Below are 22,752 nucleotides of genomic sequence, written 5' to 3'. Positions count from 1 at the left end.
AGAGTCGCTGGCTTTCGACGTTCACACCGGACGAGCTGGCCCGTCCAGGTTGTTCAACTCTATTAGGGCCGGTCCGGGTTCCCGTTCGGGTGTCCGTTATGTGTGGATGACCGGGCGGGTTGTGGACAACCCGGCACCCGCCGGGGGCAGGCGCGGGCAGGTCGGGGACCGGTGCGACCATGTGCGCCGTGAGCATCCAGGACCTGCCCGCCGCCGCCCGCGAGGTCGAGGACTTCGTCGCCACCGGCGGCTGGGACCAGCGCCCGCAACTGTTCGCGCTGGTGCCCACCGCGGACCTGCTGCGCGAGCAGCCGGACCTGGCAGGCCAGATCGACCCGGGCGCGGCGCTGACCCCGGTCGCGCAGGACGAGCTGCCAGACGGCGACCTCGGCGCCGCGCTGGGCACGATCATGTGGCCGGAAGCGGTCGCGGGCTGCGCGCTGGTGCAGGAGATCCTGATCCTGCCGCCCGAGGCGGAGGCCGAGCTCCCGGAGTCCGACCCCGACACGGTGAGCGCGGCGGCGGCCGAGCACCCCGCGGCCCGCGAGGCCCGGCTGGTCGCCGCAGTGCTGCGGGACGGTTCGGTCGCCTGCGTCCTACGGCTGCGCGCGGGCGCGGACGGCGTGGAGGAGGTCGTCGAGCACCCCGACCTCGCCGAGAACCTCACCGCCGCGCTGCTGGACACGTTGCGCGGCTAGCAGCCGGGGACCGGTCGTCCGGCCTTGACGTCCTTGAGCGCCTGGACCGCACCGTCGAGGGTGGACACCTTCACCAGCCGCAACCCGTCCGGCGCGTTGTCCTTGGCCTCGGCGCAGTTGCCCTCGGGGACCAGGAACACGCTCACCCCGGCCTCCTTGGCGGCGACCATCTTGAACGGGATCCCGCCGATGCGGCCGACGTTGCCCGCCGCATCGATCTCACCGGTGCCCGCGATCGTGGCGCCGCCCGCGAGGTCCTCCTCGGTGAGCCGGTCGATGATCGCCAGCGCGAAGATCAGGCCCGCCGAGGGGCCGCCGACGTTCTGCAGCCGGATGGTGGTCTTGAAGTCCACGTCCGGGCGCTCCCCGGCGCCGAGGCCGATGAACCCCTCCGGGCGGTCCTCCTGCCCGAAGTCGCTCGCCCGCGCGAGGGCGATGGTCGCGGTCTTCTCCTGACCGTCGCGCTTATAGGTGATGGCGATGCTCTGCCCGGGCGTAGTGCCCGCTAGAGCCCCCCGCACGTCAGCGGCCGCGGCGACCTTCTTGCCGTTGACCTCGACCAACTGGTCCCCCGGCGCCAAGACCTTGTCGGCTGGCGCGCCCGAGGTGATCTCCTGGGCGATCACCTTCATCGGGTACTTCAGGTAGCGCAGCGCGGCGATCTCGGCGTTGCTCTGCGAGTCCTGGAACAGCTTGGTGTTCTGCCGGTCGATGTCCTCTTCGGTCTCCCCCGGGCGGAAGTAGTCTTCGCGCGGGGCGAGCGCGTAGCGGCCGCTGACCCACAGGCCGAACGCACCGAACAGGGTGATCTCGTCGTTGACCGACACCGTCGTCATCCGCAGCTGACCGGTCGTCTCGTGGCTCGGCTCGCCCTCGATCTGCACGACCCGCACACCCTCGACCGAGCCGAGCGTGTCGTAGGTCGGGCCGGGGCCGAGCGAGACGTAGGGGATCGGCACCAGCAGGCCGACCAGCAGCAGCGCCGCCGTCACCACGGTGCTGACCACCAGCGTCCAGCCGCGCCGGGTGAGCGCCGCCCGCACGGTGGGCGGGTCGGGCGTGGGGGGCGCGGCGGGTGACTCCGGTGCGGTGCTCACGACGCCACAGGGTACGTGCGTTCACCGAGAGCGGATCACCGGACGGCACGAGTTCACCGGACGGCACGGGGTGGGCCACGCCGCGTACCGTGGAGCCATGAGCGAGTTCCCGTTCGGCTTCAGCGTGCCGGACCCCGACGGTGACGGCAAGGGCGGCGGCAAGCCTGGCGGCGGTCAGGAGAACCCGTTCGACCAGCTCGGGCAGATGCTCAGCCAGCTCGGCCAGATGATGAGCCAGGCGGGGTCCTCGAGCGGTCCGGTCAACTACGACCTGGCCAAGCAGATCGCGGTGCAGAAGCTCGCCGGGCAGATCGGGTTCACCGCGCCAGCGGAGTCCACCAAGGCCGTCGTCGACGCGCTGCACCTGGCCGAGATGTGGCTGGACCCGGTGACGACGCTGCCGGTCGGCGCCACCTCGGCCAAGGCGTGGACCGCCCGCGACTGGGTCGAGCACACGCTGCCGACCTGGCAGCGGCTGTGCGACCCGGTCGCCCGCCGGATGGCCGGGGCGTGGGTGGAGGCGCTGCCCGCGGAGGCCAAGCAGCAGGCCGGTCCGCTGCTGGCGATGGTCGGGCAGATGGGCGGGATGGCCTTCGGGTCGCAGCTGGGCAACGCGCTGGCGCAGCTGGGGTCGGAGGTGCTGACGGTCACCGACATCGGGTTGCCGCTGGGCCCGGACGCGACCGCGGCGCTGCTGCCCGCCAACATCGAGGAGTTCACCAAGGGCCTGGAGCGGCCTGCCAGCGAGGTGCTGGTGTTCATCGCCGCGCGCGAGGCCGCCCACCAACGGCTGTTCGCGCACGTGCCGTGGCTGCGGCAGCGGCTGCTCGGCGCGGTCGAGGAGTTCGCGGGCGGCATCAAGGTCGACATCTCCGCGCTGGAGCAGCTGGCGACCCAGGTCGACCCGGCGAACCCGGAGAGCATCGAGCAGGCCATGCGCTCGGGGATGCTCGAGCCGAAGACGACCCCGGAGCAGCAGGCCGCGCTCGCCCGGTTGGAGACGCTGCTCGCCCTGGTCGAGGGCTGGGTGGACCTGGTCGTCGGCGAGGCCGTCACCGACCGGCTGCCCGGTGCGGAGGCGTTGCGCGAGACGCTGCGCCGCCGCCGGGCCTCGGGTGGACCCGCCGAGCAGACGTTCGCGACGCTGGTCGGCCTGGAGCTGCGGCCCCGGCGCCTGCGCGCGGCGACGAACCTGTGGCGGCTGGTCACCGACAAGCACGGCATCGACGTCCGTGACGGGTTGTGGGCGCACCCGGACCTGATGCCGACCGCCGAGGACCTCGACGAGCCGCTGGACTTCAGCGAGCGGCTGTCCACCTCGGGCGAGGACCCGATCGCCCAGCTGGAGCGCACCGCGGGCGAGCAGCCCACGGACCCCAAGGACTCCGACGACTAGGTCATTGCGGGCTAGGTGGTTGCGGGCTAGGTGGTTGCGGGCTGGGTCGTTCCGGGCTAGGTGGTACCCGGCGAGCGGTCGTCCGCTCGCCGGGTGACCAGGCGCCTAGTGGCTAGTCGTCAGTGGTGATGCCCCAGCCCGCCGCGGCGGAGAGGCCCTCGAGGTAGCCGACGGCGCGTTCGGTCTTGGGGTAGGCGTGCACGAGTTCCCAGAAGTCGGGGCCGTGGCCGGGGACCAGCAGGTGCGCCAGCTCGTGCACCAGCACGTAGTCGAGGACCCAGGCGGGGACCTCGCGCAGCCGTTCGCTGACCCGGATCGTGCGGTCGACCGGGGTGCAGGACGCCCACCGGGTGCGCATCGGCGGGACCCAGCGGACCGCGCGGGGCAAGCACTGGCCGCCGAAGTAGCGGTCGGAGAGCTCACCGCAGCGGGCCAGCAGCGCGGCGTCCGAACTGCGCGCGGGCGAGCGCCGCTTGGTCTCGTTGCGCAGCAGCCTGCGCTGCATCTCCTGGACCCAGTGGGCTTCCTCTTTCTTGGACAGCCTCGCCGGGATGAGAACGATCACGGTGTCACCTTCGCGGTACGCCGTGACGGTGCGGGTTCTGCGCTTGCTCCTGCGCACCTCGACGCGGGGTTCGGCCACGGCACAACCGTAAGGGGAGACACCGACAACGCGGGAGGACCGGGCGGGTGTGACTCTCACCTGTGGACAACCGGCTCCGCCATTCGGCCCAGCACGGCACCCTGGTCCCATGCGCGAACGGACCCTTCCACACCGGCCCCGGCTGCGGGCCGGTCTCGCGGTGCTCGCGCGCCGCGCCGGTGAACTCCAGATCGGCCTCGACCCGCGGCGGGCACTGGTCATCAGCGGCCTGCCCGAGCCGGTCTTGGCCGCGGCGACCGATCTCACCGGTGGCCGCACCACCGACGAGGTGGTCGCCGGTGTCGGCCCACCGCACGAGGAGGTCCTGCTGGACCTGCTGGCGGACCTCGTCGACCACGGCCTGCTCGACGACGACGCCGTGCCGGGCCCCCGGGTACCGCTGCGGTTGGCGGGTGACGCGGCGACAGCGACGCTGCACCCCGGCCTGCCGCCGCCCGCGGAACGGGCCGATTACCGGGTTCTGGTCCGCGGCGACGGCAGGCTCGCCGTCGCTGTGGCAGGGCTGCTCGCGGTCGCCGGTGTTGGGCGGCTGCACGTGGCTGCTCGGGGGACGGTGCGCGCGGAGGACGTGGGCACGGGCTACCTGGTCGAGGACATCGGACGCCCGCGCCAGGTGGCCGGGCCGGAGGCGGTGCGCCGCGCCGAGGAGACGGCCGGGGTCCGCCGCTTCGCCCGGTTCAGACCGGACCTGGTCGTGCTCACCGACGCCCTCGTCCCGGAGCCGTCGACCGTGGTCGACCTGGTCACCGACGGTCAGGCGCACCTGGCGGTCCGCGTCCGCGACGGCGTGGGGATCGTCGGCCCGCTGGTGGTGCCCGGCGCGAGCGGCTGCCTGCACTGCGCCGACCACCACCGGACCGACCTGGACCCGTGCTGGCCCCGGATCGCGGCCCAACTGGCGGGTAGAGCACTGCCGACGGACCTGGCGACCGCCCACGTCACCGCCGGTCTGGCCGTCACGCAGGTCCTGCACGCGGTGGCCTGGCTGCGCGACCCGACCGCCCAACCACCCCGGACCTGGAACACCACCCTGGAGGTGAACCCGTTCACCGCGGCCGTGGACCACCGCCGCTGGCAACCCCACCCCGACTGCCGCTGCGGCGCCGCGACCCACCCCACCTACCGCCACCTCCTCCGGCACAGCCGACCAGCGGGGGCGAAAAGAGCGTGACAGCGCCCTCTTGCCCGCCACCCACTTGGCGGACAAGAGGGCGACGCACCACCTTCGAGGAGCTGATTGGAGGCTGTGACCTGGGCACCGGCGGCAGCTGTGGCCCGACCGCCAAGACCCGAGTGCTATTCGCCTGCGATCGCGGCGCGGGACAAGGGACAATCGCCGGGTGACCGAGATGCCACGCAAGACCGTCGCGCGGACCGCTCGGCTGGCCAGCATCCCGCTGGGGGTCGCGGGCCGGGCGGTGGGCGGCTGGGGTAAGCGGCTGGCCGGGCAGAGCGCCGAGGCGGTCAGCGCGGAGCTGTCCGCGCGCACCGCCGAGCAGCTGTTCGCCGTCCTCGGCCAGCTCAAGGGCGGGGCGATGAAGTTCGGGCAGGCGCTGTCGGTGTTCGAGGCCGCGGTGCCCGACGAGCTGGCGGAGCCCTACCGCGAAGCGCTGACCAAGCTGCAGGCCGCCGCGCCGCCGATGAGCGCGCAGGTCATGCACCGGGTGTTGGCCCAGCAGCTGGGGCGGGGCTGGGGCAAGCGGTTCACCGAGTTCGACGACACCCCCGCCGCGGCCGCGAGCATCGGGCAGGTCCACCGCGCGGTGTGGCACGACGGTCGGCGGGTCGCGGTCAAGGTGCAGTACCCGGGCGCGGACGAGGCGCTGCTGTCGGACCTGCGGCAGCTGCAGCGCTTCAGCAGGCTGTTCCAGCCGTTCGCGCCGGGGATGGAGATCAAGCCGCTGCTGCAGGAGCTGACCGACCGGATGGTCGAGGAGCTCGACTACCGCGCCGAGGCGGGCAACCAGCGCGTCTTCGCCAAGGCCTTCGCCGACGACGAGCGCGTGCTGGTCCCCCGGGTCGTGGCCAGCGCCCCGAAGGTGACCATCACCGAGTGGGTCGACGGCCGCCCGCTGGCGAGCGTCATCCGGTCGGGCACCCGCGACGAGCGCGACCAGGCGGGCAGGCTGCTCTCGGAGTTCCACTTCTCCTCCCCCGCCCGGGCGGGCCTGCTGCACTCCGACCCGCACCCCGGCAACTTCATGCTCACCCAGGACGGGCGCCTGTGCGTGATCGACTTCGGCGCCGTCGCCCGGCTCCCGGAGGGCCTCCCCCGGCCGCTCGGCATGATGACCCGGCTCTCCCTGCAGGGCCGCTCGGCCGAGTTGATGGAGCTCATGCGCGACGAGGGCTTCATCCGCGAGGGAATGCGACTCGACCCGGACCACGTGTTGGCCTACCTGGCGCCGTTCGCCGAACCCGCGTCCGTGGACACGTTCCACTTCACCCGAGCGTGGATGCAACGGCAGGCCGAGCGGGTCGGTGACCTGCGCGGTCAGGACTTCAAAACCGGCCGGTCGCTCAACCTGCCGCCGCAATACCTGCTGATCCAGCGGGTCACCGCGGGGGCGACCGGAATCCTGTGCCAACTCGACGCGCAATTCTCGATGCGCGACATCATCACGCGATGGCAGCCGGGGTTCGCCGAAGAGGAGTAGGTCACCAGTACTCGGCGGGGAGCTTGCCCTCGATGTCGCGCACGTGCTTGCGAGCGCAGGCCGGGCACAGCCAGGTCGTCCCCCGCTCGTCCTGCTCGGCCACCCACGCCAGCGCCGCCACCGCGGGCTCGGCCGACCGGAGGCGACCGCACAGGGAACAGGTTGGCTCCATGGCCACCACGCTACCGATCCCGGGGACCCGGTCGAAGCGCCCAGCACGAACACGATCGGGTCGCGCGGGCTTCGGCGAAGCGGTCAGAGTTTGCGCAGGGCGGAGAGCACCCGGCTCATGAAGGCCAGGTCGGGGGTGTCCTCGGCGACCTCGTGCACGGTGAGCACGCCCCGGTCGGCCAGGTCGGTGATCAGGACCCGGGCCACCCCGAGCGGCACCGAGATGAGCGCGGCGACCTCGGCGACCGAGCGCGGGCTCAGGCACAGGTCGGTGATCATCCGGTGTTCCCAGGACGCGCGCCTGGGCACCTCGACCGTGCTGACCAGGGCCTCGACCGCCAGGTCGGCCCGCGCCCTGGTGCGGCCGCCGGTCCAGGCGTAGGGGCGGACCAGCGCGTGCACCTGCGGGCGCGACACCCACTCGTCATCGGTCAGCTCATCCAGCGCGGGCGCCTGCTCCGGCACGACGACATCGGCTGCGGCGGGCTCGGGGTCCTGCTCGGCGGACCCGCGGCGCTTGCGCGACCCGAACCGGGCGCCGACCTGGCCGATGTCGGTCTCGACCTGGCTCGCCCCGTCGGCGTCGAGCTCGTCGGAGCGGTCTGGCCGGTCGGGACCGCGCCACTGGCCGGGCGGGCCGAATCGGGCACCGGTGCGCCCGACCTCGACCCCGCGCTCACGGCCACCACCAGCAGTGCTCGCGTCATCGCTGTGCATCACCACGTCCAGACGCTGATCGTGGGCAGGGAACAGCCACGGTAGCGCCGGTCCGCGCACCGGGGATGACATCGGCGTTGCCACCATGTTTCTCCACCCGAACGGCCGAAGCCCACCGCGGCGGCGACCGCGGTGGGCTTCGGGGTGGTGTGGGACTACAGACCGGCGGTGGCGCGATCGGCGCGCTTGGCCGCCCAGGTGGAGATCCGACGCCATCGCCTGGCTGAGCTCAGCTGGCGGACCAGGCGGTGCGCGCGCGCCGCCTGCTCCGCCTCGAGCCTTCGAGATCGGGCTATGTCTTCATAGAGCAACATTTGCGGGAAACCCCCTGGCTTGAACTCGAACATCGGGTCTTTCATCAGCGCGTTCACGCGGCGACCTCGTCCCGCTGACCGGCGGAGCGCTCGGCGGCGTCCCTGGCGAGGTCCTCCTTGCGCGGGCGGCCACGGGGCCGCTTGCGGGCGATGACCGCGCCGCGCTCGAAGATCTCGCCACCCCAGACGCCCCACGGCTCGTGCCGGGCCAGGGCGGAAGCGAGGCAGGCGGCCCGCACGGGGCAGTCGCCGCAGAGGACCTTGGCGCGCTCCAGCTCGGTCGGCGCGTCGGCGAACCACAGGTCCGGGTTCTCGGTGGAACGGCAGGGCAGGTCGAGCCCGGCCGCGGGAGCCGCGTCAAGCAGCTCGCTGACCCCTGTGCCCGGCGGGCTCATCAGATCGGTGAACGCTCCGCCCGGAAGGGGAGCGGTGGCGGTACTCATGGTGGTGCACTCCTGTGACGTTGAAGCGTGGGAAACCTGGTGGCGTGGCGATGTCTGGTTCATGGCAAACAAAAAGGCCGCGGATTCCGGTATCGGAGTCCGCGGCCTCGGGCCTGGGAGGTTCTTGACAGGGCGTCAAGTCCTCCAGCCTGAGGCTGCGGACAGGTACTTGGTGACGACGAGATCGATGGAGCCGACAGTGGTCTGCTCTCGATCGGCGAAGACGGCCCCAGCCGTCTGAACGGGGTTCTGCTTCGGGGCGCCGATGTGCACGGCGATCCCATTGGCAGTCCCAGTACCCCGCTCACGCGGCCACGCGGCGGTGGGAACCAACCCACCGGTGGCGCACGCACGAGAGCCGCTGCCCGCGAGCAGCGGGAAGCCAGCGGCCGCATTCGTCATGAAGATCACCACGGGGGCCACCACCTTCCTGCTACGGTTGGACTCAGCTTCGGACGGGTTCGCGCGGGCACTTCGTGCCTGCCACAGCAGATTATTGGCCCTGGCAGAGGCCGTGCAACCCAATTTCCAGAACTTCCCGTGACCCCGGTCACACATCACTCGACCGGTAGTCAGGCCCCGGTGATCGCCAGCACCTCGGCGCCGAACCGGTCCAGCTTGCTGGCGCCGACCCCGGAGATGGCCACCAGCGCGGCCCGGTCGGCCGGTCGCTGCTCGGCGATGGCCAGCAGCGTGGCGTCGGTGAAGATCACATAGGCCGGGACCTTCAGGCCCTTGGACCGCTCCAGCCGCCACTCGCGCAGCCGCTCGAGCAGGCCCTCGTCCAGGTCGGACGGGCAGCTCTCGCAGCGACCCAGCTTCACCGGCATCGTGCCGACCAGCTTGTCCCCGCACACGCGGCAGTACCGGACGGGGTTCATGCCGCGGGCCATCGCCTGCCTGGGCATCTCCCGCTGCCGGGACGCGGCGATACGAGCGACCGGGTCGTTGTCCGGGATGAGGCCGTAGAGGAACCGGCTTCGCCTGCGGTAGCGCTTACCGCCCTCGGTTCGCGCAAGAGCCCAGGACAGCGCCAAATGCTCGCGCGCGCGGGTGACGCCGACATAGAGCAGTCGGCGCTCCTCCTCGATGGCGGCGTCGTCACCGTCTGCGTGCTGAATGGGCATGGTGCCGTCGGTCAGGCCCACTAGGAACACGGCGTCCCACTCCAGGCCCTTCGCCGCGTGCAGGGAGGCGAGAGTGACGCCTTCGACCGTCGGCGGGTGTTGAGCCTGGGCACGCTGGTCCAACTCGGATACGTAGCGCGATAGGTCTGCGTCCGGGAGCGCGGCGGCTAGCTCCTCGGCAAGCTCAACAAGCGCTAACAACGACCCCCACCGCTCGCGGGCAGACCCGCCTGCGGGGGGCTCGTCGGTGAGCCCGATAGGCGCTAGAACCTGGCGCACAACAGCAGGTAATTCGCCCTCGGGTGGACGTCCTGCTGCTGTGCGCAGTGCGGCCATCGCCTGACGGATCTCCTGGCGGGCGAAGAAGCGCTCGCCGCCGCGCACCAGGTAGGGGATCTCCAGCTCAGTCAGCGCCTGCTCGTACACCTCGGACTGAGCGTTGATGCGATAGAGCACGGCGATCTCGCTTAGCGGTGTACCGGCGTCAACGAGCTCTTTGACCCGGGCAGCCACTGCCGATGCCTCGGCAGGCTCATCGTCGTACTCAGCGAAGCGGGGCTCTGGCCCTGCCGGACGCTGACCGACCAGCCGCAGCCGCGACCCGGCGGGCCTATCGCGCGCCGCGGAGATGACCCGGTTCGCGAGCGATACGACTTCGGGCGTGGACCGGTAGTCGCGCTCAAGTCGGACGACAGCCGCCTCGGGGAAGCGGCGGGTGAAGTCGAGCAGCGGCCGCGGCGAGGCACCCGCGAAGGAGTAGATGGTCTGGTTGGCGTCACCGACGACGGTGAGGTCATCGCGGCGGCCGAGCCAGGCGTCGAGGACGCGCTGCTGCAGCGGGGTGACGTCCTGGTACTCGTCGACGACGAAGCAGCGGTACCGGTCGCGGAACTCGTCAGCGACCTCGCTGTTCTCTTCCAGCGCCGCGGCGGTGTGCAGCAGCAGGTCGTCGAAGTCGAGCACCTTGGCCGCGTTCTTCAGCGACTCGTACCCGGCGTAGACCTTCGCGACCAGCTCGGGCGCGGCCGGGGTGTCGCGGCGGGCGCGGGCGGCGGCCGCCGGGTAGTCCTCCGGGGCGACCAGGGACGCCTTCGCCCACTCGATCTCGCTGGCGAGGTCGCGCAGCGCCTCCCGCTCGGTGCCCGTGCCCGCCCGGTGAGCCGCCTGGCCGACCAGCCGCAACTTGGTCTCGAGCAGCTCCCACGGCGCGTCGCCGACGACCCGCGGCCAGAAGTAGCGCAGCTGGCGCAGCGCGGCGGAGTGGAAGGTCCTGGCCTGGGCGCCGGAGATGCCCATCGCGCGCAGCCTGGTGCGCATCTCGCCCGCGGCGCGCGCGGTGAAGGTGACCGCCAGCACCTGGCCCGCGGTGACGTGACCAGCGCCGATGAGGTGCGCGATGCGGCTGACGATGGTCCTGGTCTTGCCGGTCCCGGCACCGGCCAGGACGCACACCGGACCGCGCGGCGCCCGCACCGCGGCGAGCTGCTCCGGGTCGAGCCCGGCGATCAGGTCCGTGTCCGCGCCAGCCATGCGGTGCATCCTCGCAGAGCGCGGCCACCAACCGGGGGAGGCGGCCCCGTATCCTGGTGGTTATGGCTCAGAAGCAGGACAAGGCGGCCGCCAAGGAAGCCAAGCAGGCGCGCAAGGCCGCGTCCAAGGCCCGGCGCGCGCAGATCTTCCAGGCGTTCAACATGCAGCGCAAGGAAGACAAGGCGCTGCTGCCACTCATGATCGGCGCCGTGGTGCTGGTCGCCGCGGTGGCGTTCGGGATCGGCTTGCTGCTGGGCATCGAGTGGTACCTGCTGCCGGTCGGCGTCATGTTCGGCCTGCTCGCGGCGGTCATCCTGCTCGGGCGGCGGGTGCAGCGGACCCAGTTCGCCAAGGCCGAGGACCAGCCGGGCGCGGCGGGGTGGGTGCTGGAGAACTTCCTGCGCGGCCGCTGGCGGGTGACCCCGGCGGTCAACGGCACCACCCAGCTCGACGTGATCCACCGGGTGATCGGCCGCCCCGGCGTGGTGCTGGTCGCCGAGGGCGCCCCGCACCGGGTGAAGACCCTGCTCGCCCAGGAGAAGAAGCGCGTCGCCCGGCTCATCGGCGACACCCCCATCTACGACGTCATCGTGGGCAAGGAGGAGGGGCAGGTCCAGCTCAGCAAGCTGCAGAAGCACCTGATGAAGCTCCCCAACAACCTGCGCCCGGCCCAGATCGACACCGTCGAGAAGCGCCTGGCGGCCATCACCGCCCGCGGCGCGGCGATGCCCAAGGGCCCGATGCCCGCGGGCGCCAAGATGCGCAGCGTCCAGCGCACAATGCGCCGCAGGTAGGCGCGTTAGACCGTTTGTCGTACCCCTCTGAGACCCTTTGGTCGAACGCGAGGAGGAGCCCGTGATCGCGATGCGACGGCATCACATCGAATCCAGCGCGCCCACGCACCTGCTGACCATTGCGGAGTACGCCGATCTCGACGAGCTCGGGACCGGCTACACAGAGTTGCTAGAGGGCCGTTTGTTGATGTCACCAAGCCCAACGCCCGAGCACCAGAAGGTGATGTTCGGGTTGGGGTACCAGTTGTTCGATCAGTTGCCCGACGACCTCGACCTCATCCTGGAGGTCGACATCGACCTCGGGTTGGCCGAACCAGGACAACCCGGGTTCAGCAGACGACCGGACCTGGTCGTGGTGCCGAAGGCGGAGGTGGCGCGCCGCCAGGCCGAAGGTGGCCTGCTGCGCGCGGCCGAGGTCCTGGTCGTGGTCGAGATCGTCTCGCCGGGCTCGAAGCGGACAGACCGCGTGGTCAAGTACTCGGAGTACGCCGAGGCGGGCATCCCCCACTACTGGATCCTCGACCTCAGCGAGCCGGTGTCGCTCGTGGCCGCGCACCTGAGCGAGGAGTTCGGCTACCACAGCGGGGCCGAGGTCACGGGGACCTTCAAGACCGACGTCCCGTTCCCCGTGGAAGTTCGGCTTGATTAAGTAGAGGCGGGAACGGGCGGGCGGGGCTACCGTCCGCCCGTGACTTCCGCTGATCCGCTTGCCTCCCGCATCGCCGCCGCGCAGTTGTCCGGTCTCAGCCGGGCCAGGCGGGTGGTGGGGGATGACGACCTGCCGGAGTTGCAGCAGACGAGGCGGGTGGTTCCCGCGGGGCCGTTCACCGGGTTGCTCGCGGTCGACGGGCCCGCGTACCTCTCCTACGCGGTCGCGTCCCGGCCGGGGGAGGCGGTGACCAGCGCGTCCGAGGTGGTCCAGGCCATCGCCCTGCTGCGGGAGACCTTCCCGCCGGAGACCCTGCGGTTCGAGCTGATCGACCAGGCCTGCCCGGGTGCCGCCGGACTCCTCGAAGCGGCGGGCATGCGGGTCACCATGCGGATCCCCGTGATGGTCCTGGACCCGGTCGAGGCCGAGGTCCCCGCCACGGCAGCGGGGGTCACCGTCGCCTACATCGACACCGAGGCGGACCGGATCGAGGGCGCCAAGGTGGCCGGTGCGGCGTTCGACTTCGAAGGTGATCTGCCGACCGGTCCACCGCCGCGGCCGGAAGACGGTGGCAGTGTGCTGGCCAGGGTCGATGGCGAACCCGCGGCGGTCGCGTCGTGGACCCAGGTCGCGGATGGCATCACCGAGATCGTCGGCGTCGGCACCACGACCGAGCACCGCCGCAAGGGGCTCGGCGCTCTGGTCACCGCGCACGCGGTTCTAGCCGCTGCCGAGCTCGGCGGGGCTACCTTGACCTGGCTCACCCCCGGTGGCGACGACGCCGACCGGGTCTACCGCAAGGTCGGCTTCACGCCGGTCGCCACCGCGATCCACCTGGCCGAACCGTCAGCGGGTTCGTAGCACGATCGTCCCGGCCACCTTGTCGTGCAAGCCGCGGCCGTCCTTGTCGACGATCGCGGCCGGGATGACCAGGGCGATGAGCAGCGTTCGCGGGATCGCGCGGAACGGGCCGACCAGCGGCTGGCCGTCCAGGCGGACCACGCGCATGCCCAGCAGCGCCTTGGCCGGGGTGAACCCGGCGAGCGCGACCCCGGCGACGGTGATCAGCAACCAGGCCAGCCCGGCCCAGACGTTGAACTGCCACATCCGGCTCGGGTCGTCGTAATCCGGCCGCAGGAACACCGAGGTCACCAGCGAGGCCAGGACTAGGTCGAGCACCAGGGCGCCGAGCCGGATCCCGGTGGAGGCCACCGAGCCGAGCCCGCGCTCCGGTGCGCCCAGCCGCTCCCCGCGGTAGCGCACCTCGCCGTCGTCGGAGTCGAAGCCCGCGCCGGGCCCGGACAGCCATGTACCGGTCCATCTGCTCACCCGACCAGCGTAGAAGGTGCCCGCCGTCACCGGTGCCGGCATGCTCTTCAGCGGCCCAGCGCCGTCGTTAACACCGGCGAAACATCCGGGTGATGGTCGGGCAACACCGCCCTCATAGCGTCATCACCGAGCGGGTACGGCAAGACCGTGACGCGGTGGGCCGGTCTGGGCCCGAGACAGCAGACGAAGGAGCAAACGAGCGTGTTCAACTCTTCCGACGAGGTCTTGCGCTACATCGCCGACGAGGGCGTGAAGTTCGTCGACGTCCGGTTCTGCGACCTGCCCGGGGTGATGCAGCACTTCACGCTGCCCGCCAGCGCCTTCGACGAGGACGCGTTCACCGAGGGCCTCGCCTTCGACGGGTCGTCGGTGCGCGGCTTCCAGTCGATCCACGAGTCGGACATGCTGCTGCTGCCCGACCCCTACACCGCGCGCATCGACCCGTTCCGGATCGAGAAGACGCTGATCCTCAACTTCTTCGTGCACGACCCGTTCACCCGCGAGGCCTACAGCCGCGACCCGCGCAACATCGCCCGCAAGGCCGAGCAGTACATCGCCGAGTCCGGCTTCGCCGACACCGCGTACTTCGGCCCCGAGGCGGAGTTCTACATCTTCGACTCGATCCGCTTCGACTACACCGAGAACGGCTCGTTCCACGAGATCGACTCGGTCGAGGGCTGGTGGAACACCGGCGCGGACGAGGGCGGCAACAACAAGGGCTACAAGACCCGCTTCAAGGGCGGCTACTTCCCGGTCCCGCCGGTCGACCACTTCGCGGACCTGCGCGACCAGATGGTGCTGAAGATGCAGGACTCGGGCTTCACCGTCGAGCGCGCGCACCACGAGGTCGGCACCGGCGGCCAGACCGAGATCAACTACCGGTTCAACACGCTGCTGCACGCCGCCGACGACCTGCAGCTGTTCAAGTACATCATCAAGAACACCGCGTGGGCGGCGGACAAGTCGGCGACCTTCATGCCCAAGCCGCTCTTCGGTGACAACGGCTCCGGCATGCACGTGCACTCGTCGCTGTGGAAGGACGGCGTGCCGCTGTTCCACGACGAGTCCGGCTACGCGGGCCTGTCCGACACCGCGCGGCACTACATCGGCGGCCTGCTCGCGCACGCCCCGTCGCTGCTGGCGTTCACCAACCCGACGGTGAACTCCTACCACCGCCTGGTGCCCGGCTACGAGGCCCCGGTGAGCCTGGTCTACTCGCAGCGCAACCGCTCCGCCTGCGTGCGCATCCCGATCACCGGCAACAACGCCAAGGCCAAGCGGGTCGAGTTCCGCTGCCCGGACTCCTCGGGCAACCCCTACCTGGCCTTCGCCGCGATCGTGATGGCCGGTCTGGACGGCGTGAAGAACAAGATCGAGCCGCCCGCCCCGATCGACAAGGACCTCTACGAGCTGCCCCCGGAGGAGGCCCGCGAGGTCGCGCAGGTCCCCGCCTCGCTCGGCGAGGTGCTGACCGCGCTGGAAGCCGACCACGACTACCTGCTCGAGGGCGGCGTGTTCACCCCCGACGTCATCGAGACCTGGGTGGCGTTCAAGCGCGAGCACGAGATCGACCCGCTGCGCCTGCGCCCGCACCCCTACGAGTTCGGCCTGTACTACGACGTGTGATCCCCGGCGTCTGATCCCCCAGCTGTCCCCGGTGCCCCGCGAACCCCTGTGGTTCGCGGGGCACCGTGCTTTGTGGTCACACCGATGGCCCACGACGGCGCGCGGTGTCCCCTGGGGGAAACCCTGAGGCGGAACCCGGGTCCGGTCCGGATGCGCCGACCCGGTCCGCGCGGGCAGGCTCGGGGTATGACCAGCAACGGACGCCAGTACGTCGTCACCACCGAGGTCACCGTCACCGTGTTCGACGAGAACGCGTTGGCAGGCGGGGAAGCCGACGCCGCGGCGGCCCTGCGGCAGGTGGTCGACCCGGCCGCGGCGCTGGCCGGGGTGGCCGGTGTGCGGACCGGTCGGTGCGCGCTGCGGGTGCGGCCCGCGTGGCCGGGCCCCGCCTGAAATCCACCCGATCAGGTAGATAATCCGGTCCCACCTGCACTGTTAGCTGGGTTACAGAAGTGTTTCCCGAATCGAGACCCAGTACGGGATTCCCTAGTCGGCTCGGCAGGCCTTACGCTCCCGCGCACACGTCCGTGCGCGTCTCGTTCGGACGCTTCCCCGCTATCGACGAGGACCCAGCCATGTTCGCACCCCTTGATGCCGCGCGCGTCGAACGCCTCAAAACGGCCTACTCCGTGCGCAACCTCGATCGCTGCGCCAGCCTGAGCCTCGTCCACCACAGCGATCACCAGCCCCGGCACGGGGACCTGGTGCTCGCGGAGGTGACCAAGGTCGGCTACCACCAGGTGCTCGAGCTGACCGATGGCCGAAAAGCGAAGTTGTACGTGGGCGACGAGATCCTGGTGGCCTACGGCGCCCGCTACGCGCCGGACCACTTCGAGGCGGAGCTGCCGGACGACCTCGGCGCCTGCGACCTGGTGGCCGCCGGTGGCGTGCTCGGCAAGGTGCGCAGCCGCAACGCCGCGGTGAGCGCGCCGACCACGGTGCGCCCGCTCGGGCTGGTCGGCGACCACGCGGGGCACGTCATCAACGTGTCGGACCTGGCGCTGGGCGCCCCGCTCGCCGCGCTGCGCAAGCCGCCGACGTTCGTCGTGGTGGGCACGTCGATGAACTCGGGCAAGACCACGACGTGCGCCTCGCTCGTGCACGGACTGTCGCGTTCGGGCTTGCGGGTCGGCGCGGCGAAGCTGACCGGCACCGCGGCGGGCGGCGACCCGTGGCTGTTCCGCGACTCGGGCGCGGTGGCCGCGCTGGACTTCACCGACGCGGGGATGGCGACGACGTTCCGCATCCCGTTGGAACGGCTCGTGTCGAGTTCGTTGCTGTTGCACGGCCACCTGATGGCGCGCGGGGTGGACGCGATCGTGCTGGAGATCGCCGACGGCCTGCTGCAGGCGGAGACCGCGCAATTGCTCGACCGCCCAGAGATCCGGCGGATCACCAGCGGCGTGCTGTTCGCCGCCGCGGACTCCTCCGGCGCGCTCTACGGCGTGCAGCGGTTGCGCGCAGGCGGGCACCCGGTGCTGGCGGTCAGCGGTCTGCTGACGGCGTCGCCGCTGGCGGTGCGGGAGGCACAGGCCGGTCTGGACGTCCCGGTGTACGGGCCGCTGGACCTGCAGTCGCCCGCGTTGGCCGGTGAACTGCTGCGCCGGGCGATCGCGGAGGCGGCCGAGGCGACGCAACTGGTCGACCACGGGGTCGACGAGGTGCTGGCCTAGAGCTTGTCGACGTCCAGGCCGTGCTCGGCGAGCACGGCCTGGGGGTCGGCGAGGAGTCGGCGCGCGCCGAGGTCCATCACGCCGAGCAGGCAAGTGATCTCGGCGGAGACAGTGCTTTCCGCGCCTTCCGCACCCCCTGCGCCCTCTGCCAAGGTGATGGTGGAGTCGGCGTTGAAGGTCTTGCCGGGGCCGAATTCGATCCGCAGGTCCACGTCCACGCTGTCGCCCGCGCGCAGTTCGCGGCGGAAGTGGATGGTCGAGGTGAGCAGGACCGGCGCGGTGCCCGCGGCGATGAGCCCGTCCCAGGCGCACCCGGCCGCCGCGAACCCCTCGACCCGGGCGACCTCGGCGTACTGGTGGTACACGGCGTGGTTGAGGTGCCCGAGCGCGTCGAGCTCATAACTGCGCACCGGAATCCGGATGCTCCAGGTCATACCCCCGAGCCTAAGCGACCACCCCTCACCAACACGGCCACCCCACACACTCCAAGACCACACCCCACGGCCAACTCCCACCTGGCCGGGAACAACGCCGATCCCACCTCGCCCAGAACGATGCCCTGTCGGTCCCACCCAGTCGGGAACGACGCCAGTACCGAACCCTCTAGTCGGGAACGAGTCTGGTGCCATTCCCACACAGTCGGGAACGATGCCGGTGCCGTGCCCACTGAGTCGGGAACGATGCCCGAGCCGTTCCCCTCCAGTCGGGAACGATGCCGGTGCCGTTCCCCCTTAGCCGGGAACGATGCCGGGCGGGGACGAGGGGGCGGGTGGTGGGAGAAAATGTCTCAGTCGTAGAAGACGTGTTCGACGACGGCGCGGGCGTGTCGGGTGGTGCGCCGGTAGTCGTCGAGGAACTTGCCGGGGTCCTCGGTGAGCGGGGTGCCCATCGCGGCGGCGACGGCGGCGAGTTCGCGGCCGTGGCTGGGGAGTTGGTCGGTTTGCTTGCCGCGCACCAGGGTGGCGGCGTTGCGGACCCGGGTGGCCAGCAGCCAGGCCTCGCGCAGCGCGGTCGCGTCGTCCTCGGTGAGCAGGTCCGCGGCGACCGCGGCGGTGAGTCCGTCCATTGTGGACGTGGTGCGCAGCGCGGGGACAGCGTGGGCGTTGCGCAGTTGTAGCAGCTGCACGGTCCACTCGACATCGGCGAGGCCGCCACGACCGAGTTTGGTGTGGGTGGCCGGGTCGGCGCCCCTGGGCAACCGCTCGGTGTCCACCCTGGCCTTGATCCGGCGGATCTCCCGCACCTGGGCGGGATCCAGGCCGCCTGCCGGGTAGCGGACCGGGTCGATGACCTCGATGAACCGGGCGCCGAGGTCGGCGTCGCCCGCGACCGGGCGGGCCCGCAGCAGCGCCTGGGCTTCCCAGATCTCGCCCCATTGCGCGTAATAGGCGCGGTAGGAGTCCAGAGTGCGCACGATGGGGCCTTGACGGCCCTCGGGTCGCAGGTCGACGTCCACCTGCAGCGGTGGGTCCTGGGTGGGCGAGCCGAGGAGTTTGCGGACGGTCTGCGCGACGCGGCCCGCGTACTTGAGGGCGTCGGAGTCGGTGACGCCGGGCGCGGGTTCGCAGACGAACATGACGTCGGCGTCGGACCCGTAGCCGAGTTCGCCGCCACCGAGCCTGCCCATGGCGATGACCGAGATGGTGGCCAGGTGCCCGCCAGCGGCCGCTGCCTCGGCGCGGTCGACGGCGGCGAGCGCGGCTTGCAGGACCGCGCACCACACGCTTGACAGGGCCGCGCAGACCGAGAACACGTCGGTGAACCCGAGCAGGTCCGCGCAGGCGATGCGCAGGAGTTCGTGCCTGCGCAGGGATCGCGCGGCGGCGACGGCGTTGCCGAGGTACCCGTGGCGTTTCACCGCGACGCGCAGCGCTTCGGCGACCTCAGCCGGGTCCCGCACCGCCAGTTCCTTGGGCTCGGCGAGCAACCTGAGCACCTCGGGGGCGCGCACGACCAGGTCCGGCACGAGCTTCGACGTGCCGAGCAGGGTCGCGAGGCGTTCGGCGACGGCGCCTTCGTCGCGCAGCACCCGCAGGTACCAGGGTGTCGCGGAGAGGGCCTCAGAAACCCTGCGGTAGGCGAGGAGTCCGCCGTCCGGGTCGGGGGTGGAGCCGAGCAGGTCGAGCAGCACGGGCAGGAGCGCGGTCTGGATCGCCGCGCGCCGGGACACGCCCTCGGTGAGGGCCTTGATGTGCTGCAGCGCGCCCTGCGGTGAGCTGTAGCCGAGGGCGGCGAGCTGCGCGTGGGCCTGATTGGTGGTCAGCCGCAACTGGTCGGTGGGGACGCGGGACACGGCTTCGAGCAGCGGGCGGTAGAACAGCTTCTCGTGCAGCCGCCGGATGCGGTTGGTGTTCCTGCGGAAGTCGGCGACCAGCACCTGGGCGGCGTTGCGACCGCGCTCGGGGCCGATGCCGCTGGCGCGGGCTAGCCAACGCAGGTCGTCGGTCTCGGCGTCGGCGGGGAACAGGTGGGTGCGGCGCAGGCGCTGCAACTGCAGGCGATGCTCGAGGGTGCGCAGGAACCTATAGGAGTCAGCGAGTTCCGCAGCGTCGGTGCGACCCACATAGCCTCCAGCGCCTAGCGCGGCTAGTGCGTCCACTGTGGATCCAAGGCGTAGTGACTCGTCGGTGCGACCGTGCACGAGTTGCAGCAGCTGCACAGCGAACTCGACATCGCGCAGGCCGCCGCGGCCGAGCTTGAGTTCACGGTCGAGCAGTTCAGCGGGGACGTGGTCCTCGACGCGCCTGCGCATGGCCTGAACCTCGGGGACGAAGTTGTCCCGGTCAGCCGCGATCCACACCATCGGGGTAACCACGTCGAGGTAGCTCTGCCCGAGCTCGGCGTCACCTGCGACAGGACGTGCTTTAAGCAGGGCCTGGAACTCCCAAGTCTTGGCCCAACGCTTGTAGTAGGCGCTGTGGCCGTCGAGGGTGCGTACGAGGGCGCCGTTGCGGCCCTCGGGGCGCAGGCCCGCATCGACCTCGAAGCAGGCCTCGGTAGCGACACGCATCATCGCGCTAGCGGCCCTAGTGGCGACCGCGATGTCATCCTCACCTACGAACACGACGTCGACGTCGCTGACGTAGTTCAGTTCGCCGCCGCCGCACTTGCCCATGGCGATGACCGCCAACCGCGCGGTGTCTCTACCGCCCGTTTCACCCCAAGCAACGGCGAGCGCGGCTCTTAGCGCGGCCTCGGCGAGCGCACTGAGCTGCCGGGCGGTGGTGTCGTACTCGGAGCGCGGCAGGGTCGAGTCCACAAGGTGGCCTAGGTCGTCTGCCGCGACCTCCATGAGCAGGCCGCGATAGGCGGACTTGAGTGCCCGTATGGCTTCGTGTCCCCGTAGAGCGGCGATAGGTGTTTCGCTGTCGGCTTGCACTGCCTCGTAGAGGGCCGCGGTGTAGTCCTCGACTGCGGTACCGCCACCGTCGAGTCGACGCCATTGGTCGGGGTGGGCGACGAGGAAGTCTGCGAACGCGGTGGAGGAGCCCAGCACAGCGATGAGCCGCGCACGGAGCCTGCGGTCGGTCTCGAGTTCGCCGCGCAGCCGGGCCCACTGGTCGGGGTCGGCTTCCCGGACGCGGTCGAGCCCGCGCAGCGCCAGGTCCGGGTCGGGGGTGCGGGACAGGGCGGTGAGGATCACCTCGCGCTGGGGGCCGGCGTCGCCCCAGAGCCCCGCGGCTCGCAGGTCCTGCTCGGCGCGCGGGTCGGTGAGGCCGAACCGGGCGGCGGAGGAGATGGAGCGCGCGGAGTCGGCCATGTCAGATCAGCGGCAACGTCGGGCGGCTCGGCTCGACCGGGGCGAGTTCGCCCTTCGCGAGTCGCATGAACCGCTCCACGAAGGGCCGCCACGCCTCCTCGACATCGGCGTGCAGCTCGACGAGGCGCTCCGGCTCGAGCTCCCCCGGCTTGGCCCAGGCCGCGCTCTCCGGCGCGTTGGCGGCCCAGGCGAGGACCAGCTCCGGGGTGGTCTCGATGTGGAACTGGATGCCGTAGCCGACAGGGCCAACTCGGAACGCCTGGTTCGGGTAGCGGGTGGCGGAGGCGAGCAAGGCAGCGTCAACAGGCAACCGCGTGACCACATCGTGGTGGAACTGCACCACGTCCGGCATCATCGGCAGGTCGGCGAATAGTGGATCCACCCACCCCACATCCCTCTTAGCGACGAGCCCACCCCCCACCTCAGGCCCGTTCGCCCCCACTTCGACAATCCCGCCGGTTGCGACAGCGAGCAACTGCGCCCCTAGACAGATCGCAAGCAGCGGGGTCTTCTTGGAGACGCACGACGACAGCAGCTTGCGCACTTCAGCCAGCCAGGGGTGGTCGATAACGTCGTTGGCCCCCATAGGCCCACCGAGGCAGACAACCGCCGCGTAGTCGCCCATGGGCAGCGGCTCCCGGTAGGGCTGCGCGAGCACGATGTCCGCGCCCGCGTCGGCCAACCACTCGACGAGCCTGCCGGGCGGGTCGGTGTCATCGAGCTGCACAACCAGAACTGACGTCACGACCCGAGAGTATTCCGTCCGGTGAAGGTCGCCTCCACGGCCTCGAACACCGGCCGGAACCCGAGCCGCTGGTAGATCGAATTGGCCACCGGGTTGTCCAGGTCAGCGAACAGCAGGACGTCCCGAGCCCCCCGCTCCACCGCCCAGGTCACAGCGGCCGCGGTGACAGCACTGCCGTACCCCCGCCCCCGGTACTCCTTCGGCGTGTAGACCGGCCCGATCCGCGACATCCCGCTCACCGGCTTGGTCGCCAACGCCATAGCCACCGGATCCCCGTCGACCCAGATCGCCGCACCCCGCCCACCGGCCAGGGCATCCCGCGCGAACTCCACCGGATCCGGCAACCCCTCGTCGTCACCCAGTGCCTCATCACTGAACTCCGAACACCACCGCCCCAACAACTCCACATCATCAACGGTGCCGAACCGCCCCGCCCCCGCCACCGACGGCTCGACCAACCCCTCAAGGCGGAACAACCGCTCCGACAGCAGCCGCTTAACGTCCACGCCCGCGGCCTTCGTCCACACCTCGATGAAGTTGTCCGCGACATCCCGCGGCCCCAGAGCCCGCCGCAGCACAACCCCCTGCCGCAGCAAATACCCCACCACCACCTCATGAGTCCTGACCGGCAACCCGGACAAACTCATCGGCCAAGCCCCGTACTGAAACGCCGCCCCCACAACCTCCTCCCCCTCGTGGACCGTCAACAAAACAATCCCCGCAGGCGGTTCCCCCAACGCAAGCAACCTGCTCAAGACCGTCATCGGAACCGTATGCCGCACAGGATCCGCGGCATAGAACCCCTCAACAACACCCCAGAACGCATGGACATCCGCATACCGCTCGATCCGCATCGCCCCATACTCGCCCACCCACCCCACCCCAGCGACCGAGTTTTTCACCCCATCGAGCAGCACCGAGCGGCCTCCGCCCAACCCACGCGGACCGGCCCACCTGATCAACCACCCGACGGCAAAACGTCGGAGGTGCCACCCCGGCCCCACCGAGTCAGCCCACCCAACCTGGCCCCTGGACAGTCGGACCCTGCGGTACCAACCCAACCCCCATCAGGACCGGCCCCGACCCACATGCCCAGCCCGTGGACACTCGGACGCAGCGGTGCCAACCTTGCGGGGCCCCGTCAGGTCCGCCCCAGCCCACCTGCTCAGCCCGTGGACACTCGGACTTGGCGGTGCCAGCCCAGCCCGCTCTCGTCTGACCTGCCAACCCAGCGCCTGGACAGTCGGAGTCGCTGGTGCCAGGCCAGCTCGATGGGGCGGACTTGTTTTGCGTGGGGGGACAACACCCGTAGCGTCGCCTCGCAGCAGGGCCATGCTTTTCGGCCCCTGCTTTGCGGTCCTG

Annotated in this window: 23 protein-coding genes; 10 read left to right on the top strand and 13 right to left on the bottom strand. The window is 70.9% G+C overall.

The genetic code is table 11. The annotated features are described in order from the left end of the window. Positions 1-179: 179 nt before the first annotated feature. Positions 180-698, top strand: a complete 519-nt coding sequence (locus LV75_RS09560) for a PPA1309 family protein (protein WP_253886460.1) — start codon at positions 180-182, stop codon at positions 696-698. Here the strand turns inward: LV75_RS09560 and LV75_RS09555 are convergent. Next, positions 695-1,795, bottom strand: a complete 1,101-nt coding sequence (locus LV75_RS09555) for a YlbL family protein (protein WP_253886459.1) — start codon at positions 1,793-1,795, stop codon at positions 695-697. The two genes, LV75_RS09560 and LV75_RS09555, sit on opposite strands and share 4 nt — an antisense overlap. 97 nt (positions 1,796-1,892) lie before the next feature. Here LV75_RS09555 and LV75_RS09550 point away from each other — a divergent pair, with 97 nt between their 5' ends. After that, positions 1,893-3,191: a zinc-dependent metalloprotease gene (locus LV75_RS09550; RefSeq protein WP_253886458.1), complete on the top strand. Its 1,299-nt coding sequence runs from the start codon at positions 1,893-1,895 to the stop codon at positions 3,189-3,191. A 112-nt stretch (positions 3,192-3,303) separates the two neighbouring features. Here the strand turns inward: LV75_RS09550 and LV75_RS09545 are convergent, their stop codons facing one another. Beyond that, positions 3,304-3,834, bottom strand: a complete 531-nt coding sequence (locus LV75_RS09545) for a M48 metallopeptidase family protein (RefSeq protein ID WP_253886457.1) — start codon at positions 3,832-3,834, stop codon at positions 3,304-3,306. 109 nt (positions 3,835-3,943) lie between these two features. Here LV75_RS09545 and LV75_RS09540 point away from each other — a divergent pair, with 109 nt between their 5' ends. After that, positions 3,944-5,026 (top strand): TOMM precursor leader peptide-binding protein, encoded by a 1,083-nt coding sequence (locus LV75_RS09540; RefSeq protein WP_253886456.1) that lies wholly within the window; start codon positions 3,944-3,946, stop codon positions 5,024-5,026. A gap of 178 nt (positions 5,027-5,204) precedes the next feature. After that, entirely contained in the window at positions 5,205-6,512 is a 1,308-nt protein-coding gene (locus LV75_RS09535; protein WP_253886885.1) for an ABC1 kinase family protein, read from the top strand. A gap of 1 nt (position 6,513) precedes the next feature. Here LV75_RS09535 and LV75_RS09530 read toward each other — a convergent pair whose 3' ends face one another. The 6 genes from LV75_RS09530 to LV75_RS09505 form a co-directional block, all read right to left on the bottom strand. Continuing rightward, on the bottom strand, positions 6,514-6,684 hold the full coding sequence (locus LV75_RS09530; RefSeq protein WP_253886455.1) for a hypothetical protein: 171 nt from the start codon (positions 6,682-6,684) through the stop codon (positions 6,514-6,516). Positions 6,685-6,767: 83 nt separating this feature from the next. Further along, positions 6,768-7,400 carry a DUF742 domain-containing protein gene (locus tag LV75_RS09525; RefSeq protein WP_253886884.1) on the bottom strand — a complete coding sequence of 211 codons (633 nt, stop codon included), beginning with the start codon at positions 7,398-7,400 and terminating at the stop codon, positions 6,768-6,770. 155 nt (positions 7,401-7,555) lie between these two features. Further along, positions 7,556-7,771: a hypothetical protein gene (locus LV75_RS09520; RefSeq protein ID WP_253886454.1), complete on the bottom strand. Its 216-nt coding sequence runs from the start codon at positions 7,769-7,771 to the stop codon at positions 7,556-7,558. Then, a complete protein-coding gene (locus tag LV75_RS09515) occupies positions 7,768-8,157 on the bottom strand; it encodes a WhiB family transcriptional regulator (RefSeq protein ID WP_253886453.1) in 390 nt (129 codons plus the stop codon). Before LV75_RS09515 ends, LV75_RS09520 begins: the two co-directional genes overlap by 4 nt. Before the next feature lie 135 nt (positions 8,158-8,292). Then, complete coding sequence (locus LV75_RS09510) at positions 8,293-8,571, bottom strand: hypothetical protein (RefSeq protein WP_253886452.1); 279 nt, start codon at positions 8,569-8,571, stop codon at positions 8,293-8,295. A gap of 158 nt (positions 8,572-8,729) precedes the next feature. Beyond that, positions 8,730-10,814, bottom strand: coding sequence for an ATP-dependent DNA helicase UvrD2 (locus LV75_RS09505; RefSeq protein WP_253886451.1), 2,085 nt, complete (start codon positions 10,812-10,814; stop codon positions 8,730-8,732). Between the two features lie 62 nt (positions 10,815-10,876). Here LV75_RS09505 and LV75_RS09500 point away from each other — a divergent pair, with 62 nt between their 5' ends. The 3 genes from LV75_RS09500 (at position 10,877) to LV75_RS35435 (ending at position 13,118) form a co-directional block, all read left to right on the top strand. Next, positions 10,877-11,608, top strand: a complete 732-nt coding sequence (locus tag LV75_RS09500) for a DUF4191 domain-containing protein (RefSeq protein ID WP_253886450.1) — start codon at positions 10,877-10,879, stop codon at positions 11,606-11,608. A gap of 70 nt (positions 11,609-11,678) precedes the next feature. Then, positions 11,679-12,257 (top strand): Uma2 family endonuclease, encoded by a 579-nt coding sequence (locus tag LV75_RS09495; protein ID WP_253886883.1) that lies wholly within the window; start codon positions 11,679-11,681, stop codon positions 12,255-12,257. A gap of 39 nt (positions 12,258-12,296) precedes the next feature. Beyond that, positions 12,297-13,118 (top strand): GNAT family N-acetyltransferase, encoded by an 822-nt coding sequence (locus tag LV75_RS35435; RefSeq protein WP_253886449.1) that lies wholly within the window; start codon positions 12,297-12,299, stop codon positions 13,116-13,118. On the opposite strand, the gene LV75_RS09485 is transcribed toward LV75_RS35435, so the two are convergent. Further along, positions 13,104-13,586, bottom strand: coding sequence for an RDD family protein (locus LV75_RS09485; RefSeq protein ID WP_253886448.1), 483 nt, complete (start codon positions 13,584-13,586; stop codon positions 13,104-13,106). The genes LV75_RS35435 and LV75_RS09485 overlap by 15 nt on opposite strands. Before the next feature lie 201 nt (positions 13,587-13,787). Between LV75_RS09485 and glnA the strand changes: the two genes are divergently transcribed. From glnA to LV75_RS09470, 3 genes are all read left to right on the top strand, one after another. Next, positions 13,788-15,212, top strand: a complete 1,425-nt coding sequence (glnA, locus tag LV75_RS09480) for a type I glutamate--ammonia ligase (protein ID WP_253886447.1) — start codon at positions 13,788-13,790, stop codon at positions 15,210-15,212. 186 nt (positions 15,213-15,398) lie between these two features. Beyond that, a complete protein-coding gene (locus tag LV75_RS09475) occupies positions 15,399-15,605 on the top strand; it encodes a hypothetical protein (protein ID WP_253886446.1) in 207 nt (68 codons plus the stop codon). Positions 15,606-15,787: 182 nt separating this feature from the next. Continuing rightward, positions 15,788-16,885, top strand: a complete 1,098-nt coding sequence (locus LV75_RS09470) for a P-loop NTPase family protein (protein ID WP_253886445.1) — start codon at positions 15,788-15,790, stop codon at positions 16,883-16,885. Here the strand turns inward: LV75_RS09470 and LV75_RS09465 are convergent. The 4 genes from LV75_RS09465 to LV75_RS09450 form a co-directional block, all read right to left on the bottom strand. Further along, complete coding sequence (locus LV75_RS09465) at positions 16,882-17,319, bottom strand: acyl-CoA thioesterase (RefSeq protein ID WP_253886444.1); 438 nt, start codon at positions 17,317-17,319, stop codon at positions 16,882-16,884. The two genes, LV75_RS09470 and LV75_RS09465, sit on opposite strands and share 4 nt — an antisense overlap. 353 nt (positions 17,320-17,672) lie before the next feature. Next, positions 17,673-20,645, bottom strand: coding sequence for a bifunctional [glutamine synthetase] adenylyltransferase/[glutamine synthetase]-adenylyl-L-tyrosine phosphorylase (locus LV75_RS09460; RefSeq protein WP_253886443.1), 2,973 nt, complete (start codon positions 20,643-20,645; stop codon positions 17,673-17,675). 1 nt (position 20,646) lies between these two features. Further along, a complete protein-coding gene (locus LV75_RS09455; protein WP_253886442.1) occupies positions 20,647-21,390 on the bottom strand; it encodes a type 1 glutamine amidotransferase in 744 nt (247 codons plus the stop codon). After that, on the bottom strand, positions 21,387-22,037 hold the full coding sequence (locus LV75_RS09450) for a GNAT family N-acetyltransferase (RefSeq protein ID WP_253886441.1): 651 nt from the start codon (positions 22,035-22,037) through the stop codon (positions 21,387-21,389). The genes LV75_RS09455 and LV75_RS09450 overlap by 4 nt, the downstream gene beginning before the upstream one ends. Between the last annotated feature and the right edge of the window lie 715 nt (positions 22,038-22,752).

Source organism: Actinokineospora diospyrosa, from assembly GCF_024171925.1.
Lineage (GTDB): Bacteria > Actinomycetota > Actinomycetes > Mycobacteriales > Pseudonocardiaceae > Actinokineospora > Actinokineospora diospyrosa.
Note: the sequence above shows the minus strand (reverse complement) of the source record. Positions and strands in the feature narration are given on the sequence as shown.